This is a genomic window from Klebsiella sp. HMSC16A12 (assembly GCF_001808265.1).
GTDB classification, from domain to species: domain Bacteria; phylum Pseudomonadota; class Gammaproteobacteria; order Enterobacterales; family Enterobacteriaceae; genus Klebsiella; species Klebsiella pneumoniae.
The window spans coordinates 1-25,667 of record NZ_KV792592.1 but is presented as its reverse complement, the minus strand read 5'-3'; the positions used below and the strand labels follow the sequence as shown (position 1 = coordinate 25,667).

The 25,667-nt window shown below is 54.9% G+C and carries 21 protein-coding genes, 1 tRNA gene and 1 pseudogene; 10 read left to right on the top strand and 13 right to left on the bottom strand.

The genetic code is table 11. The features are described from left to right. The 9 genes and pseudogenes from HMPREF3140_RS28305 to HMPREF3140_RS10675 all read right to left on the bottom strand — a co-directional run. A pseudogene (locus tag HMPREF3140_RS28305) lies at positions 1-158 on the bottom strand (type II toxin-antitoxin system RelE/ParE family toxin); the annotation flags it as partial. A gap of 470 nt (positions 159-628) precedes the next feature. Next, the gene (locus tag HMPREF3140_RS10695; RefSeq protein WP_065809785.1) at positions 629-1,675 is read right to left on the bottom strand and encodes a helicase RepA family protein; all 1,047 of its coding nucleotides are present in this window, start codon (positions 1,673-1,675) and stop codon (positions 629-631) included. Between the two features lie 83 nt (positions 1,676-1,758). Further along, complete coding sequence (locus tag HMPREF3140_RS27270) at positions 1,759-1,944, bottom strand: helix-turn-helix transcriptional regulator (RefSeq protein ID WP_071579748.1); 186 nt, start codon at positions 1,942-1,944, stop codon at positions 1,759-1,761. Positions 1,945-1,967: 23 nt separating this feature from the next. Further along, positions 1,968-3,236 carry a tyrosine-type recombinase/integrase gene (locus tag HMPREF3140_RS10690; protein WP_064162469.1) on the bottom strand — a complete coding sequence of 423 codons (1,269 nt, stop codon included), beginning with the start codon at positions 3,234-3,236 and terminating at the stop codon, positions 1,968-1,970. Positions 3,237-3,464: 228 nt separating this feature from the next. After that, positions 3,465-4,367, bottom strand: coding sequence for a site-specific integrase (locus tag HMPREF3140_RS10685; RefSeq protein WP_032412895.1), 903 nt, complete (start codon positions 4,365-4,367; stop codon positions 3,465-3,467). 702 nt (positions 4,368-5,069) lie between these two features. After that, positions 5,070-5,234 (bottom strand): hypothetical protein, encoded by a 165-nt coding sequence (locus HMPREF3140_RS28725; RefSeq protein WP_158610281.1) that lies wholly within the window; start codon positions 5,232-5,234, stop codon positions 5,070-5,072. 331 nt (positions 5,235-5,565) lie between these two features. After that, positions 5,566-6,531, bottom strand: coding sequence for a hypothetical protein (locus HMPREF3140_RS10680; protein WP_032412893.1), 966 nt, complete (start codon positions 6,529-6,531; stop codon positions 5,566-5,568). Positions 6,532-6,838: 307 nt separating this feature from the next. Next, entirely contained in the window at positions 6,839-7,387 is a 549-nt protein-coding gene (locus tag HMPREF3140_RS27260) for a GNAT family N-acetyltransferase (protein WP_023320124.1), read from the bottom strand. A 491-nt stretch (positions 7,388-7,878) separates the two neighbouring features. Next, positions 7,879-7,963, bottom strand: a tRNA-Leu gene (locus tag HMPREF3140_RS10675). A gap of 591 nt (positions 7,964-8,554) precedes the next feature. Between HMPREF3140_RS10675 and HMPREF3140_RS10670 the strand changes: the two genes are divergently transcribed. The 8 genes from HMPREF3140_RS10670 to HMPREF3140_RS10635 all read left to right on the top strand — a co-directional run bounded on the left by HMPREF3140_RS10670 (position 8,555) and on the right by HMPREF3140_RS10635 (position 16,935). Continuing rightward, positions 8,555-9,229, top strand: coding sequence for a carbonic anhydrase (locus tag HMPREF3140_RS10670; protein ID WP_023288172.1), 675 nt, complete (start codon positions 8,555-8,557; stop codon positions 9,227-9,229). Continuing rightward, positions 9,226-10,695, top strand: coding sequence for a SulP family inorganic anion transporter (locus HMPREF3140_RS10665; RefSeq protein WP_032412891.1), 1,470 nt, complete (start codon positions 9,226-9,228; stop codon positions 10,693-10,695). Before HMPREF3140_RS10670 ends, HMPREF3140_RS10665 begins: the two co-directional genes overlap by 4 nt. Positions 10,696-10,806: 111 nt before the next feature. Beyond that, positions 10,807-11,826 carry an NADPH-dependent aldehyde reductase Ahr gene (gene ahr, locus HMPREF3140_RS10660; RefSeq protein ID WP_004178400.1) on the top strand — a complete coding sequence of 340 codons (1,020 nt, stop codon included), beginning with the start codon at positions 10,807-10,809 and terminating at the stop codon, positions 11,824-11,826. Between the two features lie 130 nt (positions 11,827-11,956). Continuing rightward, positions 11,957-12,841 (top strand): carbohydrate ABC transporter permease, encoded by an 885-nt coding sequence (locus tag HMPREF3140_RS10655; protein WP_023159708.1) that lies wholly within the window; start codon positions 11,957-11,959, stop codon positions 12,839-12,841. Next, positions 12,831-13,718 carry a carbohydrate ABC transporter permease gene (locus HMPREF3140_RS10650; RefSeq protein WP_019705529.1) on the top strand — a complete coding sequence of 296 codons (888 nt, stop codon included), beginning with the start codon at positions 12,831-12,833 and terminating at the stop codon, positions 13,716-13,718. The genes HMPREF3140_RS10655 and HMPREF3140_RS10650 overlap by 11 nt, the downstream gene beginning before the upstream one ends. 10 nt (positions 13,719-13,728) lie before the next feature. Then, positions 13,729-14,553 (top strand): phosphodiesterase, encoded by an 825-nt coding sequence (locus HMPREF3140_RS10645; protein WP_020802663.1) that lies wholly within the window; start codon positions 13,729-13,731, stop codon positions 14,551-14,553. Positions 14,554-14,558: 5 nt separating this feature from the next. Beyond that, positions 14,559-15,632: an ABC transporter ATP-binding protein gene (locus tag HMPREF3140_RS10640; protein WP_023317451.1), complete on the top strand. Its 1,074-nt coding sequence runs from the start codon at positions 14,559-14,561 to the stop codon at positions 15,630-15,632. Beyond that, positions 15,625-16,935 carry an ABC transporter substrate-binding protein gene (locus HMPREF3140_RS10635; protein ID WP_019724870.1) on the top strand — a complete coding sequence of 437 codons (1,311 nt, stop codon included), beginning with the start codon at positions 15,625-15,627 and terminating at the stop codon, positions 16,933-16,935. The genes HMPREF3140_RS10640 and HMPREF3140_RS10635 overlap by 8 nt, the downstream gene beginning before the upstream one ends. 143 nt (positions 16,936-17,078) lie before the next feature. On the opposite strand, the gene iolE is transcribed toward HMPREF3140_RS10635, so the two are convergent. The 4 genes from iolE to iolD are packed head-to-tail and all read right to left on the bottom strand — an operon-like array spanning position 17,079 to position 21,928. Next, positions 17,079-17,978 (bottom strand): myo-inosose-2 dehydratase, encoded by a 900-nt coding sequence (iolE, locus tag HMPREF3140_RS10630; RefSeq protein WP_002886970.1) that lies wholly within the window; start codon positions 17,976-17,978, stop codon positions 17,079-17,081. A 23-nt stretch (positions 17,979-18,001) separates the two neighbouring features. Next, positions 18,002-18,886 carry a sugar phosphate isomerase/epimerase family protein gene (locus HMPREF3140_RS10625; RefSeq protein ID WP_021314296.1) on the bottom strand — a complete coding sequence of 295 codons (885 nt, stop codon included), beginning with the start codon at positions 18,884-18,886 and terminating at the stop codon, positions 18,002-18,004. Positions 18,887-18,927: 41 nt separating this feature from the next. After that, positions 18,928-19,941, bottom strand: a complete 1,014-nt coding sequence (locus HMPREF3140_RS10620; protein ID WP_070552981.1) for a bifunctional inositol 2-dehydrogenase/D-chiro-inositol 1-dehydrogenase — start codon at positions 19,939-19,941, stop codon at positions 18,928-18,930. 46 nt (positions 19,942-19,987) lie between these two features. Next, complete coding sequence (gene iolD, locus HMPREF3140_RS10615) at positions 19,988-21,928, bottom strand: 3D-(3,5/4)-trihydroxycyclohexane-1,2-dione acylhydrolase (decyclizing) (RefSeq protein WP_004186736.1); 1,941 nt, start codon at positions 21,926-21,928, stop codon at positions 19,988-19,990. 505 nt (positions 21,929-22,433) lie between these two features. On the opposite strand from iolD, the gene HMPREF3140_RS10605 reads away from it, so the two are divergent. Both HMPREF3140_RS10605 and HMPREF3140_RS10600 read left to right on the top strand, forming a co-directional pair. Further along, on the top strand, positions 22,434-24,347 hold the full coding sequence (locus HMPREF3140_RS10605) for a bifunctional 5-dehydro-2-deoxygluconokinase/5-dehydro-2-deoxyphosphogluconate aldolase (protein WP_004146797.1): 1,914 nt from the start codon (positions 22,434-22,436) through the stop codon (positions 24,345-24,347). Positions 24,348-24,498: 151 nt separating this feature from the next. Then, positions 24,499-25,356: a MurR/RpiR family transcriptional regulator gene (locus tag HMPREF3140_RS10600; protein ID WP_004152190.1), complete on the top strand. Its 858-nt coding sequence runs from the start codon at positions 24,499-24,501 to the stop codon at positions 25,354-25,356. Positions 25,357-25,667 lie beyond the last annotated feature (311 nt).

Sequence of the window (25,667 nt, the reverse complement as noted above, 5' to 3'; positions counted from 1 at the left end):
AACACTATCAGTAAGTTGGAGTCATTACCGTTTCTCACATAGAGTCTGGGCAACTCAGGGCCATACATCTGTAACTTGCCCAAATCCGCCAGCACTTTTTCCTGAAGCGCGTCATCCTACTCGCTTAACCAATCATCAAATCGTTGGCTAAAAAGTACTGTCTACATACCATCCACTTATAAGCTATGACTTATAGAGTGATAATATAAGCTAAAGATTATATTATCAAGAGAAAGTGCATGGAATTACCCTCTGCACCGCTTCACATTACGCCACACCGATACGCTAATGTGAGTCATAGCCAGACCTAGAAGCCGCGGCACCTTTAGCCCTTCATTAACATCACATAACACCAGAACCTCGCTCAGAAGCCCCGTCAACCGGAGATGGTATTCGCTACGCATAGGCAATAAGCAAAACGCCTCACGGCAGGGCAATTTATTGTCCGGTCGTGAGGCGTTGGCCAACGAATGTAATGAGGCGGCAGGAAAAACCTTCTATAACCGTCATACTTCAAGCTGCAGATGCGTTGGCTGCAACTTAAATTATTTTGGGTATATCACACGAAAAGTTGATAAATCTAAAATCCCAAAAATATATTTTACATCAGTAAGATATATGAAAAAATTTACTGCTTTACGAGTAGTAGTTCTTCACCATTTTCTATTAACATTCCATCATCAATAAATTTTTTCACCCATCGGTGAAAGTGCTTAACCTCAATCCCTCGTTGTTTCAAATCGTCACGAAGCATTTTTTTAGTACATCTCCCACCGTCTGAAAAAATTTTATGAATCATTTCCCAAACAGCTTTATGATTATCAGTCAGGTTTGAAACATGTGATAATTCAGGGTATAGGTTTATTGCTTTTCGAGCATGATCAATGACCGCCAGAGAAGAAATCCTTTCGCCGTCACTATCTATAAACAACTCTGATTCATGCAATTTATAAGCATGACACTTTGGTTCTTCCGCGTCTTTCATTTTGGTACAGGACAAAATTAGCGATTGGTTTTCTTTATCTTTTTTCACATTAAATTCAACATCCAGTGCCGCTTTTAATGAACTTGAGCCTCGGGCACCTTTCGTTTCATCTTTACCTGAATGATGTACAAGAAGGACACTGGCTGATGTTCCATTTTTTATAGCATCACATCCAACAATCAGACGGCCCATATCTTGCGAGTTATTTTCATCCAGATTGCCATAACAACGTGCTAGCGTATCAAAAATAATCAATCTGACAGGTAATCGGCATTTCCCTTCAATGTATTTTATCCCATTCAGTAAATCACGCCGTTCTGAGGGATCGGCAGGAAACACCGGTCGGTTGACTAATATAAGATTACTGACTTTTTTATTGTAGATATTTTCCCATGCTTTTACTCTTCGGCTAACCCCAATCCCCCCCTCACCGACAATATAAATCACAACCCCCGGATTGACTCTATTACCAGACCACTCAATACCAGTTGCGATATGGCACGCCCACGATATAGCAAGAAAACTTTTATAAGATCCACTCGGCCCGTAAATACTGCATAAAGAATTTTCTGTTATATAATTTTTCATCACATAGCTATTTTGTTTATCATAGCCATCCGATCCTACGCTGATGGGTAGTTTGTTGATGACGTGTTCATGTCTGTTTCTGTTATTTTTTGCATGACTCATTTCTGATACCCATATTAAAATTAATTATATTCTGGCAATAGTTACCCACTGCCAGAAAAGACAGTTATTTTTTGGAAGTTAGATTATCGTAAAGAAGTGGCTATTTTATTCTGAACCCAGTCATTTACTTCACTCTCGATAAAAGCGACTTTACTTGCCCCTATTTTTATCTTCCTTGGGAATAAACCCTGCTTTATCAACTCATAAATACGCGGTCGTGAATAACCTGTGATATCCATAACCTGATTAAATGATAATAATTTTTCCATGACTACCTCTCGTTATAAATAAGTTATTTGTTATTTTCAAAAGAATACGGATGATGAAATTCATGGCTGATTTTTTCTAAATAATCAGACCACCACTGCATCATTTTCATCCTTTCCGGAATAAGTTCGGCTTTATGAATATAAGCCGCACGAACATTATTTCTTTCCTGATGACTCATCTGTCGTTCAATGGCATCCCGACTCCATTTCCCTGACTCAATAAGTGCACTACAGGCCATCGTACGGAATCCATGAGAACAAACATCTTTTTTGGTGTTATATCCCATCGTTTGCAATGCATGATTAATGGTATTTTCACTCATTGGTTTTTTGGGATAGTGATCACTGGTAAAGGCAAATATTCTGTTTCCGGTAAACTCCTTAATACTTTTAATTAATTTCAGTGCCTGATCACTCAATGGCACAATATGAGGTGTTTTCATTTTAGAACCACGATATGAAAATTTAACATCGGGTACTTCCTCCCTGATAGAGGGAATGGTCCATACAGCATTCTCCAGATCAAATTCATCCCAGCGCGCAAAACGCATTTCGCTCGATCTGACAAAGGTATGCAACAGGAATTGAATTGTTAGCTTCGTTAATTCCCTCCCCTTATATTCATCAATTCTCCTTAATAAATCAGGAAGTTTTTCCAACTCCAGAGCCGGACGATGGACTAAATTTTTCTTTATTAATGCGCCAGATTTATGGGCAATAGGATTAAACTCTAATAATCCATTATCAACCGCCAATGTCATAATAGAATTAATGCGTTGATAAATACGAGAAGCTAATTCTAAACGCCCTGATGTCTGAATGATTTTTACGGGCTGTAATAGCTCCTGCGCATTAAGGGACTTAATATTGCTTTCACCTAACTGAGGAAAAACCTCATCCATCAGGGATTTTAAAATACGCCGACTATGCTCTGGTGACCACTGTCGATTACTATCGTGCCACTGCATGGCGACTTCTCGGAAAGTTAAGACATTTTCCTGATCTTTTATTCCGCGTGGATCAATCCCTCTTGCTATATTGGCTTTATATTCTTCTCGTTTTTCACGAGCCAAAGCCAGAGGAACATATTTGTACTCACCAAATGAGGTCAAACGGTCCTCACCCTGGAAGCGATAACGTAATCGCCAATAAGCGCTGCCGCTGGATTTGAGCAATAGATATAGCCCTCCACCATCGGATAAGCGCGTCTCTCTTTCGATACTCTCCCCAGCTAATTTTTTAGCGTTTAACTCTCTCAGCTGTTTTTTGATAAATGCATCTGTCAGCAACATAATTAATTCTCCGATTGTATTTTTAGATACAAACAAATCTGGTAATCACTGGCCACATATCCAAGCTACTACGAGTGTTACCAGGGTCGAATAGCACTTTTAAAAAACAAATCAGAAAATATTAATAAATTGAATGAATGTAATTTTTAATAAAATAAAACCAACCATTAACAGAATATTATTCCGCATTAATAAGGGTTATCACAAAACAAAAGATTTAAATTCTTTTCACCTCAGGTAAGTTTTGGTGATTTCTGCTCTAAAATGGCCCATTTCCTGACTCACTACTTCCAGTGACTCGTCATAGGAACACCCATAATCTTGTAGCTCGGCCATACGTTCCTGGGCATAGCTGTGTCGCGTTCCATGGCTCCCCGCTGACCATCCCAATGCTCTGGTGCTGGCATTGCTGAATGATCGACTCCAAGATTGGCCCGCAGAAATCGCATAATATTGCTGATAATGAATGCCTCGGTCCGTCACCGTTACCGGTTCTGCTAATATCCTGCTCTCCAGCATTTCTGCTAATTCTGATGCGATATTGACTTCCCGGAGCAGCCCTCCTTTACCCTGGACTGTGTATGATACGCCGCCCCGCCCCATAAACTTCTTATCTGACGCAGGCCGGGCACTAGGTTCGCGATACCGCCATTCACGTAGAGAAAACAGCTCATGACTGCGTAATCCTGCGTTATAGGCAATACGCGTGGCTAAGCGGTTTTTGTCTGACTGGTGGGATGCAATAATTTCAATTTGTTCTGATGTATAGGATCTGGATGACAAGGACTGTTCATGCAGAGAACGAACTACTCTCAATGTTTGGCCATCGGGTAAAACTCGTGTCAGGTGTAGCATCATCGCCTGTAGGGCCTGACGTTCCATATCCAGACTTTTTTGGCCAACAGAGGCAGCCCTACTGTGGAGGAATTGGATTGCCATTTCCGGCGTGATGTCCTGTAGGTTCACTCCACCATTGGTTCTGAAATAGAGAGCAATACGTGTAAGTGCTGCCTGATAATTCCTCACTGTTCCGACGGAGCGAAAAGCAGTAACCTGCAAAACTTTCATTACGTTAGCAGCCTGACGTTTAGCTATGTCTCGATCCGTCTTTTCAGATGAAAATCTAGCCATGATGTTTCTCCAGCCAACGCGTAACCGTAGTTAAAACAACACAGACTCTTTTTTGTCTTAACCAACGCTGAATTTCAGCGGCAGAAGCTCCGTGATGTTTTAATGCGAGAATTTCTACCCGATATCTATCCAGACGTGATTGGTTACGCCGGTAAGGCCGTTTCCTGCGTAGCCTAGTCTCCTCCTGCAATTTTATGACTATCGTTTTTGCATCAAACATAATATAAGTGCCTACTAATAGTGAGTTGTAAGAACATCTGACCTGTAATGCTATAGCCAGCGACCACCATAGATATCATCATCCATAGCGCCTGTTCGCCCCGGTTTGCCTGATTCAGACGGGCTCGGACTGGTCTCGCCCCGAAATAGTTTTTATACGTTTTTGCCGCAGGAGATAGCACCCGCTAGATTGGGGTTCTGCGTTAGATTTAATAAATTTAAGAAAATGCTTATAAAACACCACATTATCAAGATAATGACACTGTGAGACGCACCTTCATATATTTAATATATTTGATAGATTTAAGGCTTGTATTTATTCATAACTTACTGAAAGTTACAAAAGCCATAGATTTGATACCTGTTTTGGCCAGGTTTTGCCGTTACAGCGAAGTTATGTGTCTGTTATCGGCCAGACTTTGCCATCAAAAGTTAATGTTGTCAGTATTAGCCCTGACAGCTCTCATGAGCGGCTTTCATGCTTTATAAGTTAGTAAAAAATAATAACAAAATCAACGTTGCATCAATTAAGTTGCGCATTTTGCCTTCCAGCCCTTGCCCCTCAAGGCCTTCAGGCCTTTTCTTTATATAACGCATAGCGTCATTGGGGGTAAAAACCTTGATCGAGTGAGCCTTCAGGCGATGCATTTTTTGTAAGCCTTCAGGCGTATGAAATTTTTTGTCTCTACTACCCGTAACATCATGATTTTTGATGACAATTATTTGAGGCTTATTTGCAGGTTAAACGACTGTCATTTGAGACTCATTTGCATGTCAAATGACTGCCATTTGGGAGTCATTTGAAGGTTATCTGAGCCTTTGTTAAAGAAGTGAAGGGCTGCTTTGAGCGAAAAGCGGGCATTAACGCCCAATTAAAGTGTGAAGCACGTATTCACCATACTCAATTTGAATACCTTAATCACTAAATTTGAACCAAACTGAAAATGCCAAGCGTGCTGAGCCATTCTTAAATTGTTTGTTATATTTCAAGCACGACAGAGTCAATAGACAACCTTGAGTTATCAGAAATATCCTCGACAAACTCAGCCCACGTACCTCTCTCGACTCTTCGACTGCAATAATGCGAAGTAGCCCTAATGAAGCCAATAGCGACGTCATACAAATCTTGGATAAATTCTTCTATAATAGCTTCGTTGTTGTCACCGTAGGATAAAAATATAGAGTCACGATAGTTCGCTTTACCACGGTATCTAAATGCCTGAATAAGGAAATTAACTTGTCCTTTTTCTAGTGCGTGATCGCGAACTTCGCGAGCAGCTTTCGTGCGAAAGTTGTCAACACCAAGAGCTTTGAAATCACGAGAAGTTCTCACCCTCTCTTCTGTTTCCCACTTTTTGTAGCCATGAGTCCCCTTTAGATAGGAAACCAGTGCACCATGAGCAGTTTCATTATCATAAGCTCTATCATTCAGGTCGAAACGGTTAGCACCTCTATATGCAGCAATCTCGGCATCAGCAGTGTTTGAAACTAAACTAGTTAGAAGAAGATTAAATGGATATGGGATAAGTTTTTTTTCCGCGATATCTGACTGCCAAACTTTTGCTGTGGCTGTATGTGTCTCTTGAATAGAACCAGAAGATGCTGCAACCATCGCGCTAGCGGAAAAATAGATACTGTAATACCAAGAAATAATAGCTGAACGACATATGTCATATTTATCTTCGACATCTTTATTCATACTTTTCAAAGATGACAGATTATGTAAGGCCATCATTGTGTTCTCAAAAACAAGCGTATCAGCTTCACGATTGACAGGTCTACGTTGTACCCGAGCATATAAATCATTTAGTTTATCATCGGCACAAGCGCCACCGTTAACGACTTCGGCAAGGGCCCTCATCCAATTTACAGTCCCCTGAAACGCAAACCGGGGCTCTGCCTGATCACCGGCTTCAAATAGCCTGTCTAATAGCCACTTACTCATGATAAACCCTTGTAAATATGCGGTTATTCAGCGGAAAAATCTGTATCTAAACACGGACTTTTCCACGTTTGTAAATTTAATGTGTGGAACACTACATCGCTTTTGTATAACTGACAACAGCTTATAGGTACAGCCGGGAATTGTATTTGTTATAAATACGGATTAATCCACCTAACAAGTGGTGGCGATACCTTGATCCGGACAAGATATTTTTGCAGTGCAACAACGTCTGCAATTGGCACATAGCGGACAGAAAGCAAGACCCCAAGGTCCGCTATGAGCGATAAGCAGACGTGACATAATCGTATTATCCACCCTTACGAGCATTCCATTCGTCACGGGTAATTTCCCATAGCTCAGAATCCAGAATACCGCTGACATACGCTTTCTTTTCAGTCCTGATGAGCCGCATGCCACTGCTTTCTGAAATACGTTTGGAACGGTTATTGAGAGCCGCTTTCGGCGCACGCAATACAGTCTTATTTAAAGAATTAAACCAATAATCTGTAGCTGCATTACAGGCCTCGCGCATAAATCCTTTTCCCTGATGCTCCGGAGCTAACCAAAATCCTCGATTATTATCCTCAACATCATACAGACAGATTAAACCTACCAGGTTGTCAGGTGTTTCACGATGTCTGATAGTCCAGATCCAAGCGATTCCATTTGCTATATCAGGCAAGGCCACGTTATTGACATAATTCTCGGCACCATTATCCGGATAGGGCCATGGTACTGATGAAACCATGTACCGAACAATCTCCCAGCGAGGATAAAGTTTTTGAATTTGTGAGGAATCATCTGAGGATAATGGTTTTAACAGTAAGCGTTCTGTATAGAGTATAGGTATTGGCATCCGCGCTTTTCCTTCCTGAGCATAGTGTCTATTATTGTTTAAGCCATTAAATAGCTATCTCAATGTAGCTTGATATATAGAAAACATCCATACAATTGGTGGTGCGGTTAACAAAAAGACAGGGGCAGTTTTTGACACAGAACGGACGCTAATCTGCCTTTTAGCTGTACACTCGCAGATCGGTGTACGCATGAAGTAATTTACAGAACAGAGGTCATACATACTCTTGAACTATCGGTAGTACCAATTCTCACTACTAATGCTCATTTCTATCCAGCATATTTGCAACACAAAGCATATAAGGTCATTTTTTAACCAAAACTGTATACCGCCCTAAATCGAACTTGGGATATACATATTTATATCCCGCTTTATGCGATATACCCGCAGATACCATCAGATACGATGAGAATGAAAAATGAGCAGAAAAGAAGTAATTCACTGATTTTAGGCACAAAAAAAGCCACCCTTAGGTGACTTAATTTCGCATATGGTGCCGAAGGCCGGACTCGAACCGGCACGTATTTCTACGGTTGATTTTGAATCAACTGCGTCTACCGATTTCGCCACTTCGGCACTGAAGGGGATGCGGAAACGTTCTGGATTATACCTGTCGGCGGCGGTCATGCAAGCGACAGCGTGTCGTCATTGCGCTAAGTGTTGAAAAAAACAGCGCTATCCTGCGCGGCGTCACCTTTTGCTACCGTTCCATAGAGCAACTGCCACCAGCAATCCTCATCGTCCCCTCCCGCAAACCCAGCTCCACCTGCCAGCCATCTCCCTTCTCCCCCAGTACTCCCAAACCCCACTCAAACTTATCTCAAATTTTTCTCATTTCACTCTCACCTGCATCCCTATCATAATCCATCTCTCCCCAAACAAATCCCCTCACCAATCGCCAAATATCTCACCAACCCCACCACCCACCATTCCCATATATTCCAGAAAGTTTTAGCCAATGCCTTTTTGTTATTCATCCGTTCCCGCAGCTGCGTATTAATTTCATCAATATTTTTATAACTTTACATTAATGAAAAGTTTTCTTTTTGCCGTTTAATCCAGGATTTTCCTCAGGCGTGAAGGGTTCCGGTAAACACTATTTTTACTAGTCGCTGTACGAGTCTTGATGGACATATTCACTCGATGAATTAACTCAGGAGAATACTTGTGACGACGTTAAAACCTTTGCTGGCCCGCAACCGCAGCTGGGCGCTGCAGAAGTGTCAGCATGACCCGGACTATTTCGAAAAATGGGTCGACGGGCAGCGGCCCCACTCGCTGTGGATCGGTTGCTCCGACAGCCGCGTTCCCGCCGAGGTGCTCACCGGCAGCCAGCCCGGCGAGCTCTTTGTCCACCGCAATATCGCCAACATGCTCGACCCCACCGACGACAACGTTATGAGCGTCCTGCAATATGCCCTCCACTACCTTGAGGTGGAGCGGGTGGTGCTCTGCGGCCACTACGGCTGCGGCGGCGTGCAGGCGGCGCTCTCCCTGCCCACCCTGCCGCTGGCGCAGGAATCCTCGGCGCTGGCTCGCCGCATCGGCCAGCTGCGCCACACCCTGCATCACGAAATTGCGCAGATCGCCGATGGGTGTGGTGTTGAGGCCTCCCCCGGCGCCAGCGCCAGTTCCGACGCGGAGCCGTCTCGCCGTGCCCTTGATGCGCTGGTGGAAGCCAACGTTCGCGCCCAGTTCGCCCGTCTGCTGGAGAGTGAGCCAGTGCAGACGGTGCTCGCCAGCGGGCGGCCGCTCAGCCTGCACGGCTGCGTCTACGATCTGGCTTCCGGCCATTTAACCACCCTCGTCGAACACCTCTCACCGCAGGAGCACGCCCCATGAATACGCTTCGTCAGGACTCTCTCGCCGGCATCGTCGTCTTCCTTGTCGCCCTGCCGCTGTGCCTCGGCATCGCCCAGGCCAGCGGCTTACCGCCCTTCGTCGGCCTGCTGACCGGCATTATCGGCGGCCTGGTCGTCACCGCTCTCAGCCCCTCCCGCTTCGCCGTCAGCGGCCCCGCCGCCGGACTGGTCACCATCGTCGTCGCCGCCATTGAATCCCTGGGTTCCTTCTCCCTCTTCCTGATGGCGCTGGTGCTGGCCGGCGTGCTGCAGCTGCTGTTCGGGATCCTGCGGGCCGGGCGCTTTATCTCCCTCGTTCCCGCCAGCGTCATCAAAGGCATGCTGGCGGCGATCGGCATCCTGCTGATTATGCAGCAGATCCCCGTCGCGCTCGGCAGCGCAGAAGAGACCGGGCTCGTTGATATCGTGAAGGGTAACGCCACCTTCTCCCTCAGTGCTATCGCCGTCGCCGCGGGCGGCCTGCTGGTGCTCTGGCTGTGGGGTTCGCCGCTTATCCGCCGGGTGAAGAGCCTACGCTGGATCCCCGGCCCGCTGATCGCCGTCCTGCTCGGTTGTGTCACCACCGTATTAATGACCCAGGCCGCGCCGCAGCAGCTGGCCGCTCTGCCGCGCATCACCCTGCCGGCGTTCGGCAGCCTCGGCGATCTGCTGGGCGAGCTGGAGTCTCCCGCATGGAGCGCGTGGCGTAATCCGTCGGTGTGGGTGGTGGCGGTGACCCTGGCGCTGGTCGCCAGCCTCGAAACCCTGCTCAGCCAGGAGGCGCTGAAAAAGCTGCGCCCGCAAAATCCGCCGCCTTCGCCGAACCGTGAAATGGTCGCCCAGGGCGTGGGCAATCTGCTCTCCGGCGTTCTGGGGGCGATGCCGATCACCGCGGTGATCGTCCGCAGCTCGGTGAACGTCAGCAACGGCGCGCAGAGCAAACTGTCGATCTTTATCCACGGCGTGCTGCTGTTGATCTGCGGCCTGTGGTTCAGCGGCCTGCTGACCTTAATCCCGCTCGCCAGCCTCGCCGCCGTGCTGCTCTATACCGGCTATAAGCTGGCCACGCCGCGGCTGTTCATCGAGCAGTTCCGTCAGGGGGCGGCGCAGTACGTCCCGTTCCTCGCCACCATCGGCGGGATTATCGCCTGCGGCATGCTGGCGGGGATCGGGATTGGTCTTGCCACCCAGATGGCATTCAGCCTCTGGCGCAGCCATCGCCACTCGCTGCAGCTGGCGCGCTACGATGACCACTACGTGCTGCGCATCCAGCAGAATCTGACCTTTATGCACAATCCGCATCTGCTGGCCCTGCTGGCGAAAATTCCGGAAAAGAGCGTGGTGATCGTCGAGCACGACAGCGTCGGCTACCTCGACCCGGACGTGCGGGCGGTGCTGGATGATTTTGCTGAGAACGCCCCGCAGCGCGGCATCCGCCTTAATCATTGGCCGCTGGCCAGCCGCTGACCTTAACGGGCGGCTGGTCCGCCCGCTTCGCGACCCCTCCGATTGCCAAGCGCCGGGGAATACCATGCTCTACACTTTCTGGGTTATCACGCCAACCCCAAGGAAATGAACATGAGCATCATTAAAAGCTACGCCGCCAAAGAAGCGGGCGCCGATCTGTCGCTGTGGGAATACGATGCCGGCGAGCTGCAGCCGGAAGATGTCGAAGTTGAAGTGGAATACTGCGGGATCTGCCATTCGGACCTGTCGATGATCGACAACGAATGGGGGATGTCGAGCTACCCGCTGGTGGCCGGTCACGAGGTGATTGGCCGGGTGGCGGCGCTGGGCAGCGCGGCGCAGGATAAAGGGCTGAAGATTGGCCAGAAGGTCGGCATCGGCTGGACGGCGCGCAGCTGCGGCCATTGCGACGCCTGCATCAGCGGCAACCAGATCAACTGTCTGGAAGGCTCGGTGCCGACCATTCTCAACCGCGGCGGCTTCGCCAATAAGCTGCGCGCCGACTGGCAGTGGGTGATCCCCCTGCCGGAGAGCATCGATCTGGCGTCCGCCGGCCCGATGCTGTGCGGCGGCATCACCGTCTTTAAACCGCTGCTGACCCACCACGTCACCGCCACCAGCCGCGTCGGGGTGATCGGCATCGGCGGCCTCGGCCATATCGCTATTAAGCTGCTGCGGGCGATGGGTGCGGAAGTGACCGCCTTCAGCTCCAACCCGGCCAAAGAGCAGGAAGTGCTGGCGATGGGCGCCGATCGCGTGGTCAACAGCCGCGATCCGGAAGCCTTAAAAGCGCTGGCCGGTCAGTTCGACCTGATCATCAACACCGTGGCGGTGGACCTCGACTGGCAGCCGTACTTCGAAGCCCTGGCTTACGGCGGCAACTTCCATACCGTCGGCGCGGTGATGAAGCCGTTCCCGGTGCCGGCCTTTACCCTGATCGGCGGCGACCGCAGCATCTCCGGCTCGGCGACCGGTAATCCGTCCGAACTGCGCACGCTGATGAAGTTTGCCGGGCGCAGCAAAGTGGCTCCGACCACCGAGCTGTTCCCGATGTCGCAAATTAACGAAGCGCTGAAGCACGTTCGCGAAGGCAAAGCCCGCTACCGCGCGGTGCTGAAAGCCGACTTCTGATGGTTCTCTCCCGCCGGGCGGCCCGCTCGCCCGGCGTTTCCCCCGTCGCTTCATCAAACCGTCATCTCCCCGCCATGCCTCTGTAGTCATTGCTTCCCACAATCCGGGCTTCGATAAATGGCTGAACGAGATGCGCGTCACCATGAGAAAGACCTGGCTTCCCTGGCTGATCCTGTCGCCTTCCCTGCTGTTTTTACTGCTGTTTACCTGGTTCCCGCTGGGGCGTTCGGTGTATGACAGCCTGTTTGATACCCGCATGGCCAGCGACGGCGCACAGTACGTCGGCCTGGATAACTTCGCCCGCCTGTTTGCCGACGGCGTTTTCTGGCAGTCGCTGGGCAATAACCTGCTCTATATCCTGCTGACGGTGGTGCCTGGGGTGACCCTCGCCCTGCTGCTGGCGGTCGCCCTGAGCGAGAACCATCGCGTCAACCGCTGGCTGCGCACCGCCTTTTTCTTCCCGATGATTATCCCGATGGTCAGCGCCGCCGCGCTGTGGCTGTTTATCTTTATGCCCGGCCTCGGCCTGCTCGACCACTATCTGGCGAAGCTGTTTGGCCCAATGAACAACAACTGGCTGGGACGCAGCAACAGCGCGCTGCTGGCCCTGGCGTTGATCGGCGTGTGGAAGTTCGCCGGCTACTACATGCTGTTTTTCCTCGCCGGGCTGCAGAGCATTCCGGCCTCGACGCGGGAAGCGGCGCTGATGGAGGGGGCTACCCGCACGCAGGTCTTTTTTAAGGTCACGCTACCGCTGCTGCGCCCGACGCTGAGCTTTGTGATCACCACCGCGCTGATCTACTCCATCACTCAGATCGACCACGTGGCGGTCATGACCCGCGGCGGGCCGGACAACGCCACCACCGTGCTGCTCTATTACATCCAGAATCTCGCCTGGGATACCCACGACCTCGGTAAAGCCTCCGCCGCCACCTTCCTGACGCTGGCCGGGCTGTTCGCCTTCTCGCTGATTAACCTGAAACTGCTGGAGAAAGGAGCCCACTATGAGCGCTGAAATCTCGCCGCTGCTGGTCCGCACGCCCGCCGCCGCCCGTCCGCTGTGGCTGCGCCTGCGCCGCTCGTCGCCCTTTACGCTCACAGTATTAATGTGCTGCATGGCGCTGCTGTGGGTCAGCCCGTTTATCTGGATGCTGGCCACCTCGTTCAGCGCCACCACCTTCGGCGACGATATGGCGTCGCTGCTGCCGCGCCTGCCGCTGACCCTCGATAACTTCCGCGACGCCTGGCAGAGCGCCGACTGGCTGAGCCTGTACGCCAACACCCTTATCTTCACCTTCGGCACCTTCTGCGTGCAACTGTTGACCATCACCACCGCCGGGTACGTCTTCGCCTGCCACGAGTTTCGCGGCAAGCAAACGCTGTTTCTCCTGTTCCTGGTGCAGCTGATGATCATGCCGGTGGTGATGATGGTGCCGAACATGCTGACCCTGAAAACCTTCGGCCTGCTCAACACCCTTACCGGGGTGATGATGCCCTACTTCACCTCGGCGTTCGGCGTGTTCCTGATGCGTCAGGCGTTCCTCGCCATCCCGAAAGAGCTGGAAGAGGCGGCGCTGATGGAGGGCTGCCGCTGGTGGCAGGTGCTGTTCCGCGTACTGCTGCCGATGTCCTGGCCGTCGGTGCTGGCCTTCGCCACCGTCAGCATTACCTACCACTGGAACGAGTACCTGTGGCCGCTGATGATGCTCAACGATCCCGATAAGCAGGTGCTGACCGTCGGGCTGGTCTCCTTCGCCATGGGCGCCGAATCCGGCGGCCAGTGGGGCACCATCGGCGCCGGGACGCTGATGGTCTGCCTGCCGCTGATGCTGGCGTTCATCCTTTTTCAGAAACAGTTCCTGCGGAGCTTCGGCTTCTCCGGGATCAAATAAGGAGTGATTCATGCTGTTAGCGCACATTTCCGATACCCATTTCCGCAGCCGCGGCGAGAAGCTGTACGGTTTTATCGACGTCAATGCCGCCAACGCCGACGTGGTCTCCCAGCTTAACGCGCTGCGCGAGAGCCCGGACGCGGTGGTGGTGAGCGGGGATATCGTCAACTGCGGCCGCCCGGAGGAGTATCAGGTGGCCCGCCAGATCCTCGGCAGCCTGAACTATCCGCTGTATCTGATCCCCGGCAACCACGACGACAAAGCCCATTTTCTCGAGCATCTTCACCCGCTGTGCCCGCAGCTGGGCAACGATCCGCAAAATATGCGCTATGCGGTGGATGACTTCGCCACCCGCCTGCTGTTTATCGACTCCAGTCATGCCGGCACGTCAAAAGGCTGGCTGACCGACGAGACCATCAGCTGGCTGGAGGCCCAGCTGTTCGAGGGCGGCGACAAACCGGCAACGATCTTTATGCACCACCCGCCGCTGCCGCTGGGCAATGCGCAGATGGACCCTATCGCCTGCGAAAACGGCCACCGTCTGCTGGCGCTGGTGGAGCGTTTCCCGTCACTGACGCGCATCTTCTGCGGCCACAACCACAGCCTGACCATGACCCAGTATCGCCAGGCGCTGATCTCCACCATTCCCGGCACCGTCCATCAGGTGCCGTACTGCCACGAAGACACCCGGCCCTATTACGACCTCTCCCCGGCCTCGTGCCTGATGCACCGTCAGGTCGGTGAGCAGTGGGTGAGCTACCAGCACTCGCTGGCCCACTACGCCGGGCCGTGGCTGTACGACGAAAACATCAGTTGCCCAACGGAAGAGCGCTAACCGCTATGCTCAGTCTGCAAAACATCAGTAAACGTTTCGACGGCAAACCGGCGCTCAGCGCCCTGTCGCTGGATATTCACGAAGGCGAATTCGTGGTGCTGGTCGGCCCGTCGGGCTGCGGAAAAAGCACCCTGCTGCGCCTGCTCGCCGGGCTGGAGCCGGTCAGCGAAGGCCAAATCTGGCTGCATGATGAGAACATCACCGCCGCCACGCCGCGCGAGCGCAACTTCGCGATGATCTTCCAGAACTATGCCCTGTTCCCCCATCTGTCGGTGCGCGACAACATCACCTTCGGCATGAAGGTGCGCAAGGAAGAGAAAAGCAGCTGGCAGCCGCGGGTGGACAAAGTGGCGCAGATGCTGCAGCTGGAGGCGCTGCTTGACCGCAAACCGGCGAAGCTCTCCGGCGGCCAGCGCCAGCGGGTGGCGATGGCCCGGGCGATTGTGCGCAATCCGCGGCTGTTCCTGATGGACGAGCCGCTCTCCAACCTCGACGCCCGCCTGCGCAGCGAAGTGCGCGACAGCATTATGGCGCTCCACCAGCAGCTGAAAACCAGCACCATCTATGTGACCCACGATCAGACCGAGGCGATGTCGATGGCCGACCGCATCGTGGTGATGAACGGCGGCCACGTGCAGCAGGTCGGTCGCCCGGAGTATCTGTACGCCAACCCGGCCAACCTGTTCGTCGCCGGGTTTATCGGTTCGCCGGCGATGAACCTCCTGTCGCTGCCCTGCGCCAACGGTGAAGTACTGTTGGGAGAACAGCGCCATCCGCTGCCGCCGCGCCACCGGGATCAGACCCGCGTCTGGCTGGGCGTTCGCCCGGAACATATTACCGACCGCGTGGAGGAGGGCCATCTGCGCCTGCCGGCCACCGTTCTGCAACGAGAACTGATGGGGGCCGATTACCTGCTCCACGTCAGCACCCCTATCGGCACCCTGCGCTTTAGCCGCCGCCACCGCGGCACGGTGCCGGAGAAAGGCGAGTCGCTACCGATCGGCTTCTCGCCTGCCGATGTGCATCTTTTTCATGCTGAGACCCAGCATAATTTACTGATGGAGTGTAATCATGTTTAAACCTTTTACGCTAGTCGCGGTTGGGCTCAGCCTCGCCCTGAGCGGCGCGGCGCTGGCGAAAGAGAAAATAGACTTCATGTTCCCGGCGCCGGTGGACGGCAAGCTGACCATGGAGATGACCCGCGTCATTAAGCAATTCAACGACTCGCAGCAGGATGTCGAAGTGCGCGGGATCTTCACCGGCAACTACGACACCACCAAGATCAAAGCCGAATCGGCGCAGAAGGCCGGCCAGCCGCCGGCGCTGGTGATCATGTCCGCCAACTTCACCACCGATCTGGCGCTGAAGGATGAGATCCTGCCGATGGATGAGCTGTTTAAATATGGCGATCAAAAGGCCGGCGATTTTCTGCACAAGGAATTCTGGCCCGCGATGCATAAGAATGCCCAGGTGATGGGCACCACCTATGCGATCCCGTTCCATAACTCGACGCCGATCCTCTACTACAACAAGACGATGTTCGATCGGGCCGGGATCAAACAGCCGCCGCAGACCTGGGCCGAGCTGCTGGCCGATGCCAAAAAGCTGACCGACGAAAGCAAAGGCCAGTGGGGGATCATGCTGCCGTCGACCAACGACGACTACGGCGGCTGGATCTTCTCGGCGCTGGTGCGCGCCAACGGCGGGAAATACTTTAACGAAGACTATCCGGGCGAGGTCTATTACAACTCGCCGACCGCCATCGGCGCCCTGCGCTTCTGGCAGGATCTGATCTACAAGGACAAGGTGATGCCGTCCGGGGTCTTGAACTCGAAGCAGATCAGCGCCGCGTTCTTCTCCGGCAAGCTCGGGATGGCGATGCTCAGCACCGGCGCGCTGGGCTTTATGCGCGAGAACAGCAAAGATTTTGAGCTTGGGGTAGCGATGCTGCCGGCCAAAGAGCAGCGTGCGGTGCCGATCGGCGGCGCCAGCCTGGTGAGCTTTAAAGGCATCAACGAGGCGCAGAAGAAAGCGGCGTATCAGTTCCTGACCTATCTGGTGAGCCCCGAGGTGAACGGCGCGTGGAGCCGCTTCACCGGCTACTTCTCGCCGCGCAAGGCGTCATACGATACGCCGGAGATGAAGGCCTATCTGCAGCAGGATCCGCGGGCGGCGATCGCCCTTGAGCAGCTGAAGTACGCCCATCCATGGTACTCCACCTGGGAGACCGTGGCGGTGCGTAAGGCGATGGAGAACCAGCTGGCGGCGGTGGTCAATGATGCCAAAGTGACGCCGGAAGCGGCGGTGCAGGCGGCGCAGAAGGAAGCCGACGCGCTGATGAAACCGTATGTGGATAAGACCGCGCTGGCGGAAGTGAAGTGACGCGTTACCCGTCATCGTCATCCTCACCCCGGCCCTCTCCCTGAGGGAGAGGGAACTGTCCGGCGCTGTGGTTAAGCCCTGGGTCCGGTTGAGAAAGGAAAAAAGCAGGCCATACCCGGTATGGCCTGAAAATGTCACAACGATTAGATCCCTGCCGTTTCGCGGATATATTTGCGCGCTTTGACGGCGTATTCGAAAGGATTGGCCAGGGCAGGATCCTGCTCGGCTTCCACCACCATCCAGCCTTTATAGCCAAAATCGTCCAGCAGCTTGAACACCGGACGGAAATCGATCACCCCGTCGCCCGGGACGGTGAAGGTGCCTTTTTTCACGCCGTCGAGGAACGACAGGCCGTCGCGGCGCACCTGGTCGATCACCGGCGGACGGACGTCTTTCAGGTGAACGTGGTTGATGCGCGGCAGATACTTTTTGAGGATCGCCAGCATCGGCGCTTCGCCGCCTTCGGAATACCAGGCGTGGCCGGTGTCGAACAGCAGGAAGACGCGCTCGTCCACCAGCGACATAAATTTGTCGATTTCCGCGGTGGTCTGAATGCCGGTGCCCATGTGGTGGTGCAGACAGACCTGCATCCCCTTCTCCGCCGCCAGGCGGCCGAGGGTGTTATAGCCTTCCGCCACCCGCTGCCACTCTTCGTCGCTGAAGCACGGCTTCGCATCGCCGAGGATCGGTTTATCCAGCCCCTGGATGCTGCCGCTCTGCTCGGAGCAGCCAATCACTTTCGCCCCCATCGCATGAAGGAAGTTCATGTGATTGACGAATTCATCAATGGTTTTTTCCCGCTGGCCGTTGGCGAAAAAGGTACTGAACCAGGCGTTGCAGATCTGAATGCCGCGGATGTCCAGCATCGGCTTGAGAACCGCCGGGTCGCGCGGATATTTGCTGCCGACTTCGCTGCCGGTAAAGCCGGCCAGCGCCATTTCGCTGACGATCTGCTGGAAAGTGTTTTCGCTGCCGAGCTCCGGCATATCATCGTTAGTCCAGCCGATCGGGGCGATAGCCAGTTTGACGTTATCTTTGTTCATAGTAGGGCTCCTGCCGCTGCGCCTTACTGGCGCAGCAATTCACGTTCAATAAGTTCACGGGTTTCCACTGCCTGGTATTTCATTTTTTCCGGGTAGCCAAACAGCGAGGTGGCGACAATCGGCTCCCCGCCGACCTTGAAGGTCTGCTCGGCGAATTTCATTTCGCGCAGGGTGCGGAATAGCGCGTCGAAATCCACATCCCCTTCCCCGACGCCTACGTGCTGGTGCACCACGGCATCCACGCCCGGCGGGTTAACGATATAGCGGCAATGTTTCGTATGGTTGCGGGTGTCCGCAATCAGGACATGGGAGAGATCGCTCCCGGCATAGCGCAGCATGCTCGCCACGTCGCCGACGCCTTTGTCGTAGAAAAAGGTGTGCGGCACGCTGTAGACGTACTTCACGTTATCGCTGCGGAACGACTTCACGATATCGACGGTTTCATTGTTCTCTTCGCAGAAATCCCAGGGATGCGCCTGGATCTCCACGCGGATGCCTTCCCGCTCAAAAATCGGCAACAGCTCTTCCATTGAGCGATAGAACATTTCATCGCAGATCTCAGGCTGATTCGGATCGCCGGAGAACTCGGTGTTGATCACCTGAACGTCCATCTCCACCGCGATTTCCACCAGCCGTTTCCAGTTTTTCACCGCCGCCTGACGGCGCAGTTCGTCCGGGCCGGACCAGCGGTAGACGCAGATAAACGACGACAGCTCAAGGCCGGTATCGCGCAGCGCCTGCTTGTACTCCGCCATGATCTCCCGGCTGGCGCGCGGGTGCTTGTAGAACGGGTTAATCTGCGGGTGCGGCGACTGTTCAATGTACTTGTAGCCCCACTCCGCTACCTGATGGACCATGCGGGTGATCCCGAGGTCCTTAATGACATCCACATCAAAGGCAATTTTCATCGTCGTTACCTGTGCAAAGAAGTTCCGTCAGCAAAACGCGCTTAACGTTTGTAGAATGCCGGGCACTCAGGCAGCGTCACTTCAACCGGCTCGCTGGTTCCCTGCGCTTTAATGCAGGCGTCCGCCGCCACCGACGCCGCGTAGCCGTCCCAGGCCGACGGGCCGTGCAGCTGGCCGGCTTTGACGTCGTTGATAAAGGCCTGCAGCTCGACGTCGTAGGCTTTGATAAAGCGGTCTTTCCAGTCGGTGAGAATGGCGGTCGACAGGCTGGCGGACTTGCGCATCTGGACGGCCGACGGCTCCGGCAGACGGGCAATCCCGGTTTCGCCGACCACTTCGCACTGGATGTCATACCCGTACTGGCAGTTCACGAACACTTCGACGTCGATCAGGGTGCCTTTTTTGGTTTCAAAGGAGACGATCTGCGGATCTTTCAGGCGCGCATGGGTGTGCGAGGTGGAGCGCGGGAAGCGCACCTGCACGGAACGGTAGTCATCGTTCAGCAGCCAGCGCAGCACGTCCAGCTCGTGGATCAGGGTGTTGGTGATCGCCATATCGGTGGTGTAGTTCTCGCAGACCGACTGGTTGCGGTGGGCGCAGCGCAGCATCAGCGGCGCGCCGATATCGCCATCGTCGATCACTTTTTTCAGCGCCAGATAGCCTTCGTCGTACGGGCGCATAAAGCCAACCTGCACCAGACGACGGCCGGCCTTCATTTCGGCATCGACGATGCGGCGGCAGCCTTCCGCGGTCATCGCCAGCGGTTTTTCGCAGAATACCGGCTTACCGGCGGCGATGGCGGCCAGGGTGTACTCTTCGGGGGTCGGGTCCCAGGAGGTGACCAGGATGGCATCGACATCGCTGGCGTTAATCACGTCGTGGCCGTCGGCGTAGACTTCCGCCTGCACGCCCGGCAGCGCGACCGCCGCGCGGGCGTTGTCGGCATTGATATCAGACACCGCCACAACGGTGGCCCCCTGCAGAACCTGGGTGCAGCGACGGATGTGTTCTTTACCGATAGCGCCAGCGCCGATGACACCTAATTTGAGCGACATAATGGTTTTCTCCGTAAGTCTGTAGGATTCAGAGTGGATGTTCGTTTTAGTAATCACGCGCCTGGGCGCGCTTTTCATTAATCATTTGCGCCACTTTGCGGATCCGCTCAGAGAGCGCCGTCTGGGCGACCCCGACGTTCCACCAGCTGCCGTATTTGTGCACCATGGTCTTCGGCAGCACTTTAATATCAATCAGGGTGCTGACCGTTTCGCGACGGGCGGCGTCCAGCGCGTGGCGCAGTTCGTCCAGGGTGGTGACGCGCCAGGTTTTGCAGCCGTAGCCGGCGGCGATGGTGGCGAAGTCCACCGGCACCAGGCCGCCCTGCAGCTGGCCGGTTTCCGGCTGGCGGTAGCGGAACTCGGTGCCGAAGCTGTCCATCCCGTGCTCCATCTGCAGGTTGTTGATGCAGCCGTTGGCCATGTTGTCGAACAGCACGACGTTGATCTTCGCCCGCTCCTGCAGGGAGGTGACCAGCTCAGAGTGCAGCATCATGAACGAGCCATCGCCGACCAGGGAGTAGACTTCGCTCTGCGGCTGCGCCAGCTTCACGCCCAGCGCCGCGTTGACTTCGTATCCCATGCAGGAGTAGCCGTACTCCACGTGGTAGGTGTTTTCCGCGCGGTTGCGCCAGACGCGCTGCAGATCGCCTGGCAGGCTGCCCGCCGCCGCGACGATCACCGCCTCGGCCGGCAGCGTTTCATTCAGTACCCCAAGAACGCTGCTCTGGGTCAGGGTGGAGTCGGTGATCTGGCGGAACTCGCGATACACCGATTCACGATCGAGATGATCGTCGATCTCCGGCACAAAGGATTTCTCCTGCCACACCGCCTGGTAGACGCGCTGGGTCTCTTTTAACTGACGGCTCTGCACGCTCTCGATCTGCGCGCCCCAGCCGGCCTGCCAGCCGCTGTCCGCCAGCGCCGCGTCGAGAGCGGTCATCGCTTCCCGGGCGTCCGCCAGCATGGCAATGCCGTCCAGCTTCCAGGCGTCGAAGTTGCTGACGTTAATATTCAGGAAACGGACCTCCGGGTGCTGGAAAATCCATTTCGAGGCGGTGGTAAAATCGCTGAAGCGGGTGCCGACGCCGATCACCAGGTCGGCCTCTTTCGCCAGCAGGTTCGCCGCCAGACAGCCCGTCTCGCCGACGCCGCCGACGTTCAGGGGGTGAGACGAGACCACCGTCCCCTTCCCGGCCTGGGTTTCGGCGAAGGGCACCCCGTAGCGCTCGGCGAAACGGGACAGCGCTTCGCCCGCGCCGGAGTATTTCACCCCGCCGCCGCAGACGATCAGCGGTTTACGGCTGCCTTTGATGGCCGCCACGGCGTCCGCCAGCTGCGCGGCGCTGGCCGGGCGGCGGTCGAGACGGTGCACGCGGCGCGCAAAGAAGGATTCCGGGTAATCCCAGGCTTCGCCCTGCACGTCCTGCGGCAGGCACAGCGTTACCGCGCCGGTTTCCGCCGGGTCGGTCAGGACGCGCATGGCGTTGATGCAGGCGCTCATCAGCTGTTCCGGGCGGGTAATGCGGTCCCAGTATTTGCTGACTGCGCGGAAAGCGTCATTGGTGCTGATGCTGAGATCGTAGCTCTGTTCAATCTGCTGGAGCACCGGATCCGGCTGGCGGGTGGCGAAGACATCGCCCGGCAGCAGCAGCAGTGGGATGCGGTTGGCGCTGGCGGTGCCGGCGGCGGTGATCATGTTGGCCGCTCCCGGACCGATGGAGGAGGTGCAGGCGATAATCTGCCGGCGCAGGGCCTGGCGGGCAAAACCGGTGGCCGCGTGGGCCATCCCCTGCTCGTTGCGCCCCTGATAGACGCGCATATCGCCGCTGTCCTGCTCCAGCGCCTGCCCCAGCCCCAGGACGTTGCCATGGCCGAAAATCGCGAAAATGCCTTTCACGAACTTCAGCTCTACGCCATCCACTTCCAGGTACTGGTTATCGAGGAACTTCACCAGCGCCTGCGCCGTTGTCAGTCTCAGTTTGCCCATGATGCACAATCCTTATTGTTCAGTATTTGTGTGTGGCGTCGCGCCGATGCCGCCGGGGCCGTCGTTCACGTCACTGGAATACCTGTGGATTATAGGCAAACATTTTTTTCATTAAATACAAATACAGAAGAAATATTTCATTTTGCGAGAAGGATCAAACTCTCTACCCATTTCATACGTTTCACTTACATTCCAGACACGTTTTCGGGCCCTTTTTTGCCGCACCAGACGGCAATATCCCCTTAAAAATCATAGGTAAATGGATGACATTTGGCGTTTCATTTTCCCCCGGGTCGACAGAGGGGGCGATCCGCGCTCGCGCGAGGCTCAGTGCGGCAGAGTGGTAGATCCCTCACACTTTTGGTTTTTTAATTTCGAACGAGTTTGCAAATGAAATATTTATTTCTCAAACTAAGGGTAACCAATAACCCTCAGGCTGTTCACGGAGTCGACGTCGGGATCCCGACCCTTCCAGGCAGCAGACACCAAAAAGGAAATCCTAGCTATGAATGCAGCAGTAAAGCGGCTCGACGTCATCTGTATAGGTCGGGTGGCCGTCGACCTCTATGCCCAGCAGATTGGTTCGCGGCTAGAAGACGTTGCCAGTTTCGCGAAATATCTCGGCGGCTCCTCCGGCAACGTGGCCTTTGGCACCGCGATTCAGGGGCTGAAATCGGCCATGCTGGCGCGCGTTGGCGATGAACACAACGGCCGTTTCCTGCGCGAAACGCTCAACCGCGCCGGGGTGGATACCGAGTATCTGATTACCGACAAATCTCGCCTGACCGCGCTGGTGATGCTGGGGATTAAGGATCAGGAGACCTTCCCCCTGATTTTCTACCGCGATAACTGCGCCGATATGGCCTTAACGCCTGACGACATTAGCGAGGAGTATATTGCCTCCTCCCGGGCGCTGGCGGTGACTGGCACCCACCTGTCGCACGCCAACACCCGCGCCGCGGTGCTGAAGGCGCTGGAGTACGCCCGCCGTCACGGCCTGCGCACCGCGCTGGATATCGATTACCGTCCGGTGCTGTGGGGGCTCACCTCGCTCGGCGATGGCGAAACCCGTTTCATTGAGTCCGGACCGGTCACCAGCCAGCTGCAGGAAGTGCTGCATCTGTTCGATTTGGTGGTGGGAACCGAAGAAGAGTTTCATATTGCCGGGGGCAGCACCGATACCCTGACCGCGCTGAAAAATGTGCGCAATGCCACCAAAGCCACTCTCGTCTGCAAGCGCGGGCCGATGGGCTGCGTGGTGCTGGAAGGCGACATCCCGGACAGCTGGGACCAGGTGCCGCTACAGCAGGGCGTGCGCGTGGAGGTTCTCAACGTGCTGGGCGCCGGGGATGCCTTTATGTCGGGTCTGCTGCGCGGCTGGCTCAACGACGAAGGCTGGGAGCAGGCTTGCCGTTACGCCAACGCCTGCGGGGCGCTGGTGGTCTCCCGCCACGGCTGCGCGCCGGCGATGCCGACCAAAGTCGAACTCGATGACTACCTGCAGCGCGCCGAATCGGTGCCGCGCCCGGACGTCGACGAGCGCCTCAACCACCTGCACCGGGTCACCAGCCGCCGTCAGCAGTGGCCGGAGCTGTGCATTTTCGCCTTTGACCATCGTAAACAGCTGGCCGATCTGGCGCGGGAGACCGGGCGCGACGAAGCCTGCATTCCGCAGCTCAAGCTGCTGTTGTTGGCCGCGGCCGAAGCGGCGGCGCAGGAGGCAGGTCTCGATCAGCGCAGCGGCATTCTGGCCGACGGTACCTACGGCCAGCGTGCGCTCAACGCCATTACCGGCAAGGGCTGGTGGATCGGGCGCCCTATCGAACTGCCCAGCTCGCGACCGCTGCGTCTGGAGCATGGCAACATCGGCTCGCAGCTGATCGACTGGCCGCTGGAGCATGTCGTCAAATGCCTGGTCTTCTATCACCCGGACGACCCGGCGGCGCTGCGTGCAGAGCAGGATGCCCTGCTGCTCGAGGTCTGGCAGGCCTGTAACAAGTCAGGCCATGAACTGCTGCTGGAGGTGATCCTGCCGGAAAATGGCCCGGACAAAGACGAGCGCCATTACCACACTATGCTGGAACACTTCTATCAGCTGGGGATCAAGCCGGACTGGTGGAAGCTGCCGCCGCTCTCCAGCGCCAGCTGGCAGCAGATCACCGCGCTTATCGAGCGTGAAGATCCGTGGAGCCGCGGGATCCTGATCCTCGGGCTTGACGCGCCTTCCGACAAACTGCGCGCCGGTTTCGCCGAGGCGGCCGCACACCCGATGATCAAAGGTTTCGCCGTCGGGCGCACCATCTTTGGCCAGCCGTCGCGGCGCTGGATGCAGGGTGAGCTCAGCGATGAGGCCCTGATAGAGGAAGTGAAACGCAACTACCTGACGCTTATTGGCTACTGGCGCGAAGCCCGCCGCTGATCCCCCGACGCCCGTCTCCGTCACCTTGCGGAGCGGGCGTTTTTCTGTTTCTTCGTGAAATGAATCGCGTATTTCGTCGCAATAAATGAAAAATTCGCTTCATTTGGTACACTGGAAGCCATATTCCTTCCATTTTCTCAGAGCGCACTTTATGGCCAATAACCCAACACAGCTGACCATCCTGCAGGATGAAATCAGGCGTCGCTACGATACGTTAAGCAAACGCCTGAAACAGGTCGCCCGCTATATCCTTGATAACAGCAATAGCGTGGCTTTCGATACCGTGGCCTCCATTGCGCAACAGGCGGATGTTCCCCCTTCCACGTTGATTCGTTTTGCCAACGCCTTCGGCTTCAGCGGCTTTAACGAAATGAAACAGATGTTCAAGCAACATTTGATGGAAGAGACCGCCAACTATACCGAGCGCGCCCGTCTTTTCCGCCAGACCACCAGCGATGAGTCCAGCCCGCCGGAAACGCCGACGGAAATCCTCAATATGTTCACGATGGTGAACAACCAGGCGCTGCAGCAGCTGGCGATGCAGACCTCCAGCGATGATCTGGAGCGCGCGGTGGCCCTGCTGGGCGAGGCGGAAAATATTTACGTCATTGGTCTGCGCCGGTCGTTTAGCGTCGCCTCCTATCTGACCTATGCGCTGCGTCACCTCGATCGCAAAGCCTTTCTGATCGACGGCCTCGGCGGCATGTTCACCGAGCAGCTGAGTCTGGTCGGCCCGAAAGACGTGGTGGTGGCGGTGAGCTTCTCGCCGTACGCCCGGGAAGTGGTCGAGCTGGTGGAGCTGGGCGCGCAGCGCAAAGCGCGGCAGATCGCCATTACCGACAGCCAGGTCAGCCCGCTGGCGGCCTTCAGCGATGTCTGCTTTGTGGTGCGTGAAGCGCAGGTGGATGGCTTCCGTTCGCAGGTTGCTTCCCTGTGTCTGGCCCAGACGCTGGCGGTCTCGCTGGCGCTGAACAGCAGCCAGGAGTCCGAGGCCAAGCAGAAGGCGTGAGATAGGCTGCCTGGCGTTTGTTACTCGGCGGCGCAGTATAGGCTTACGGAAGGATCCCGTAGGCCGGATAAGCGTAGCGCCATCCGGCACAAAGGCAGGTATGGCGCCGGTGGTGTCCTCCCCGCCGGCGCTGCGCTTGCCGGGCCTGGGGTATATGCGCCTGCGGGGTGCCGGAGATAATGTTATTGGTATGCAACTCTATTAATCCGGGTAAAGCGTTTGTCGCATGTGATTTCAGCGCACATTGCGCTCCTGGTTAATCTTCTGCGTTATGCCTGGCATGGCGCAGGGAGCGCACAGGGGGCGGCCAG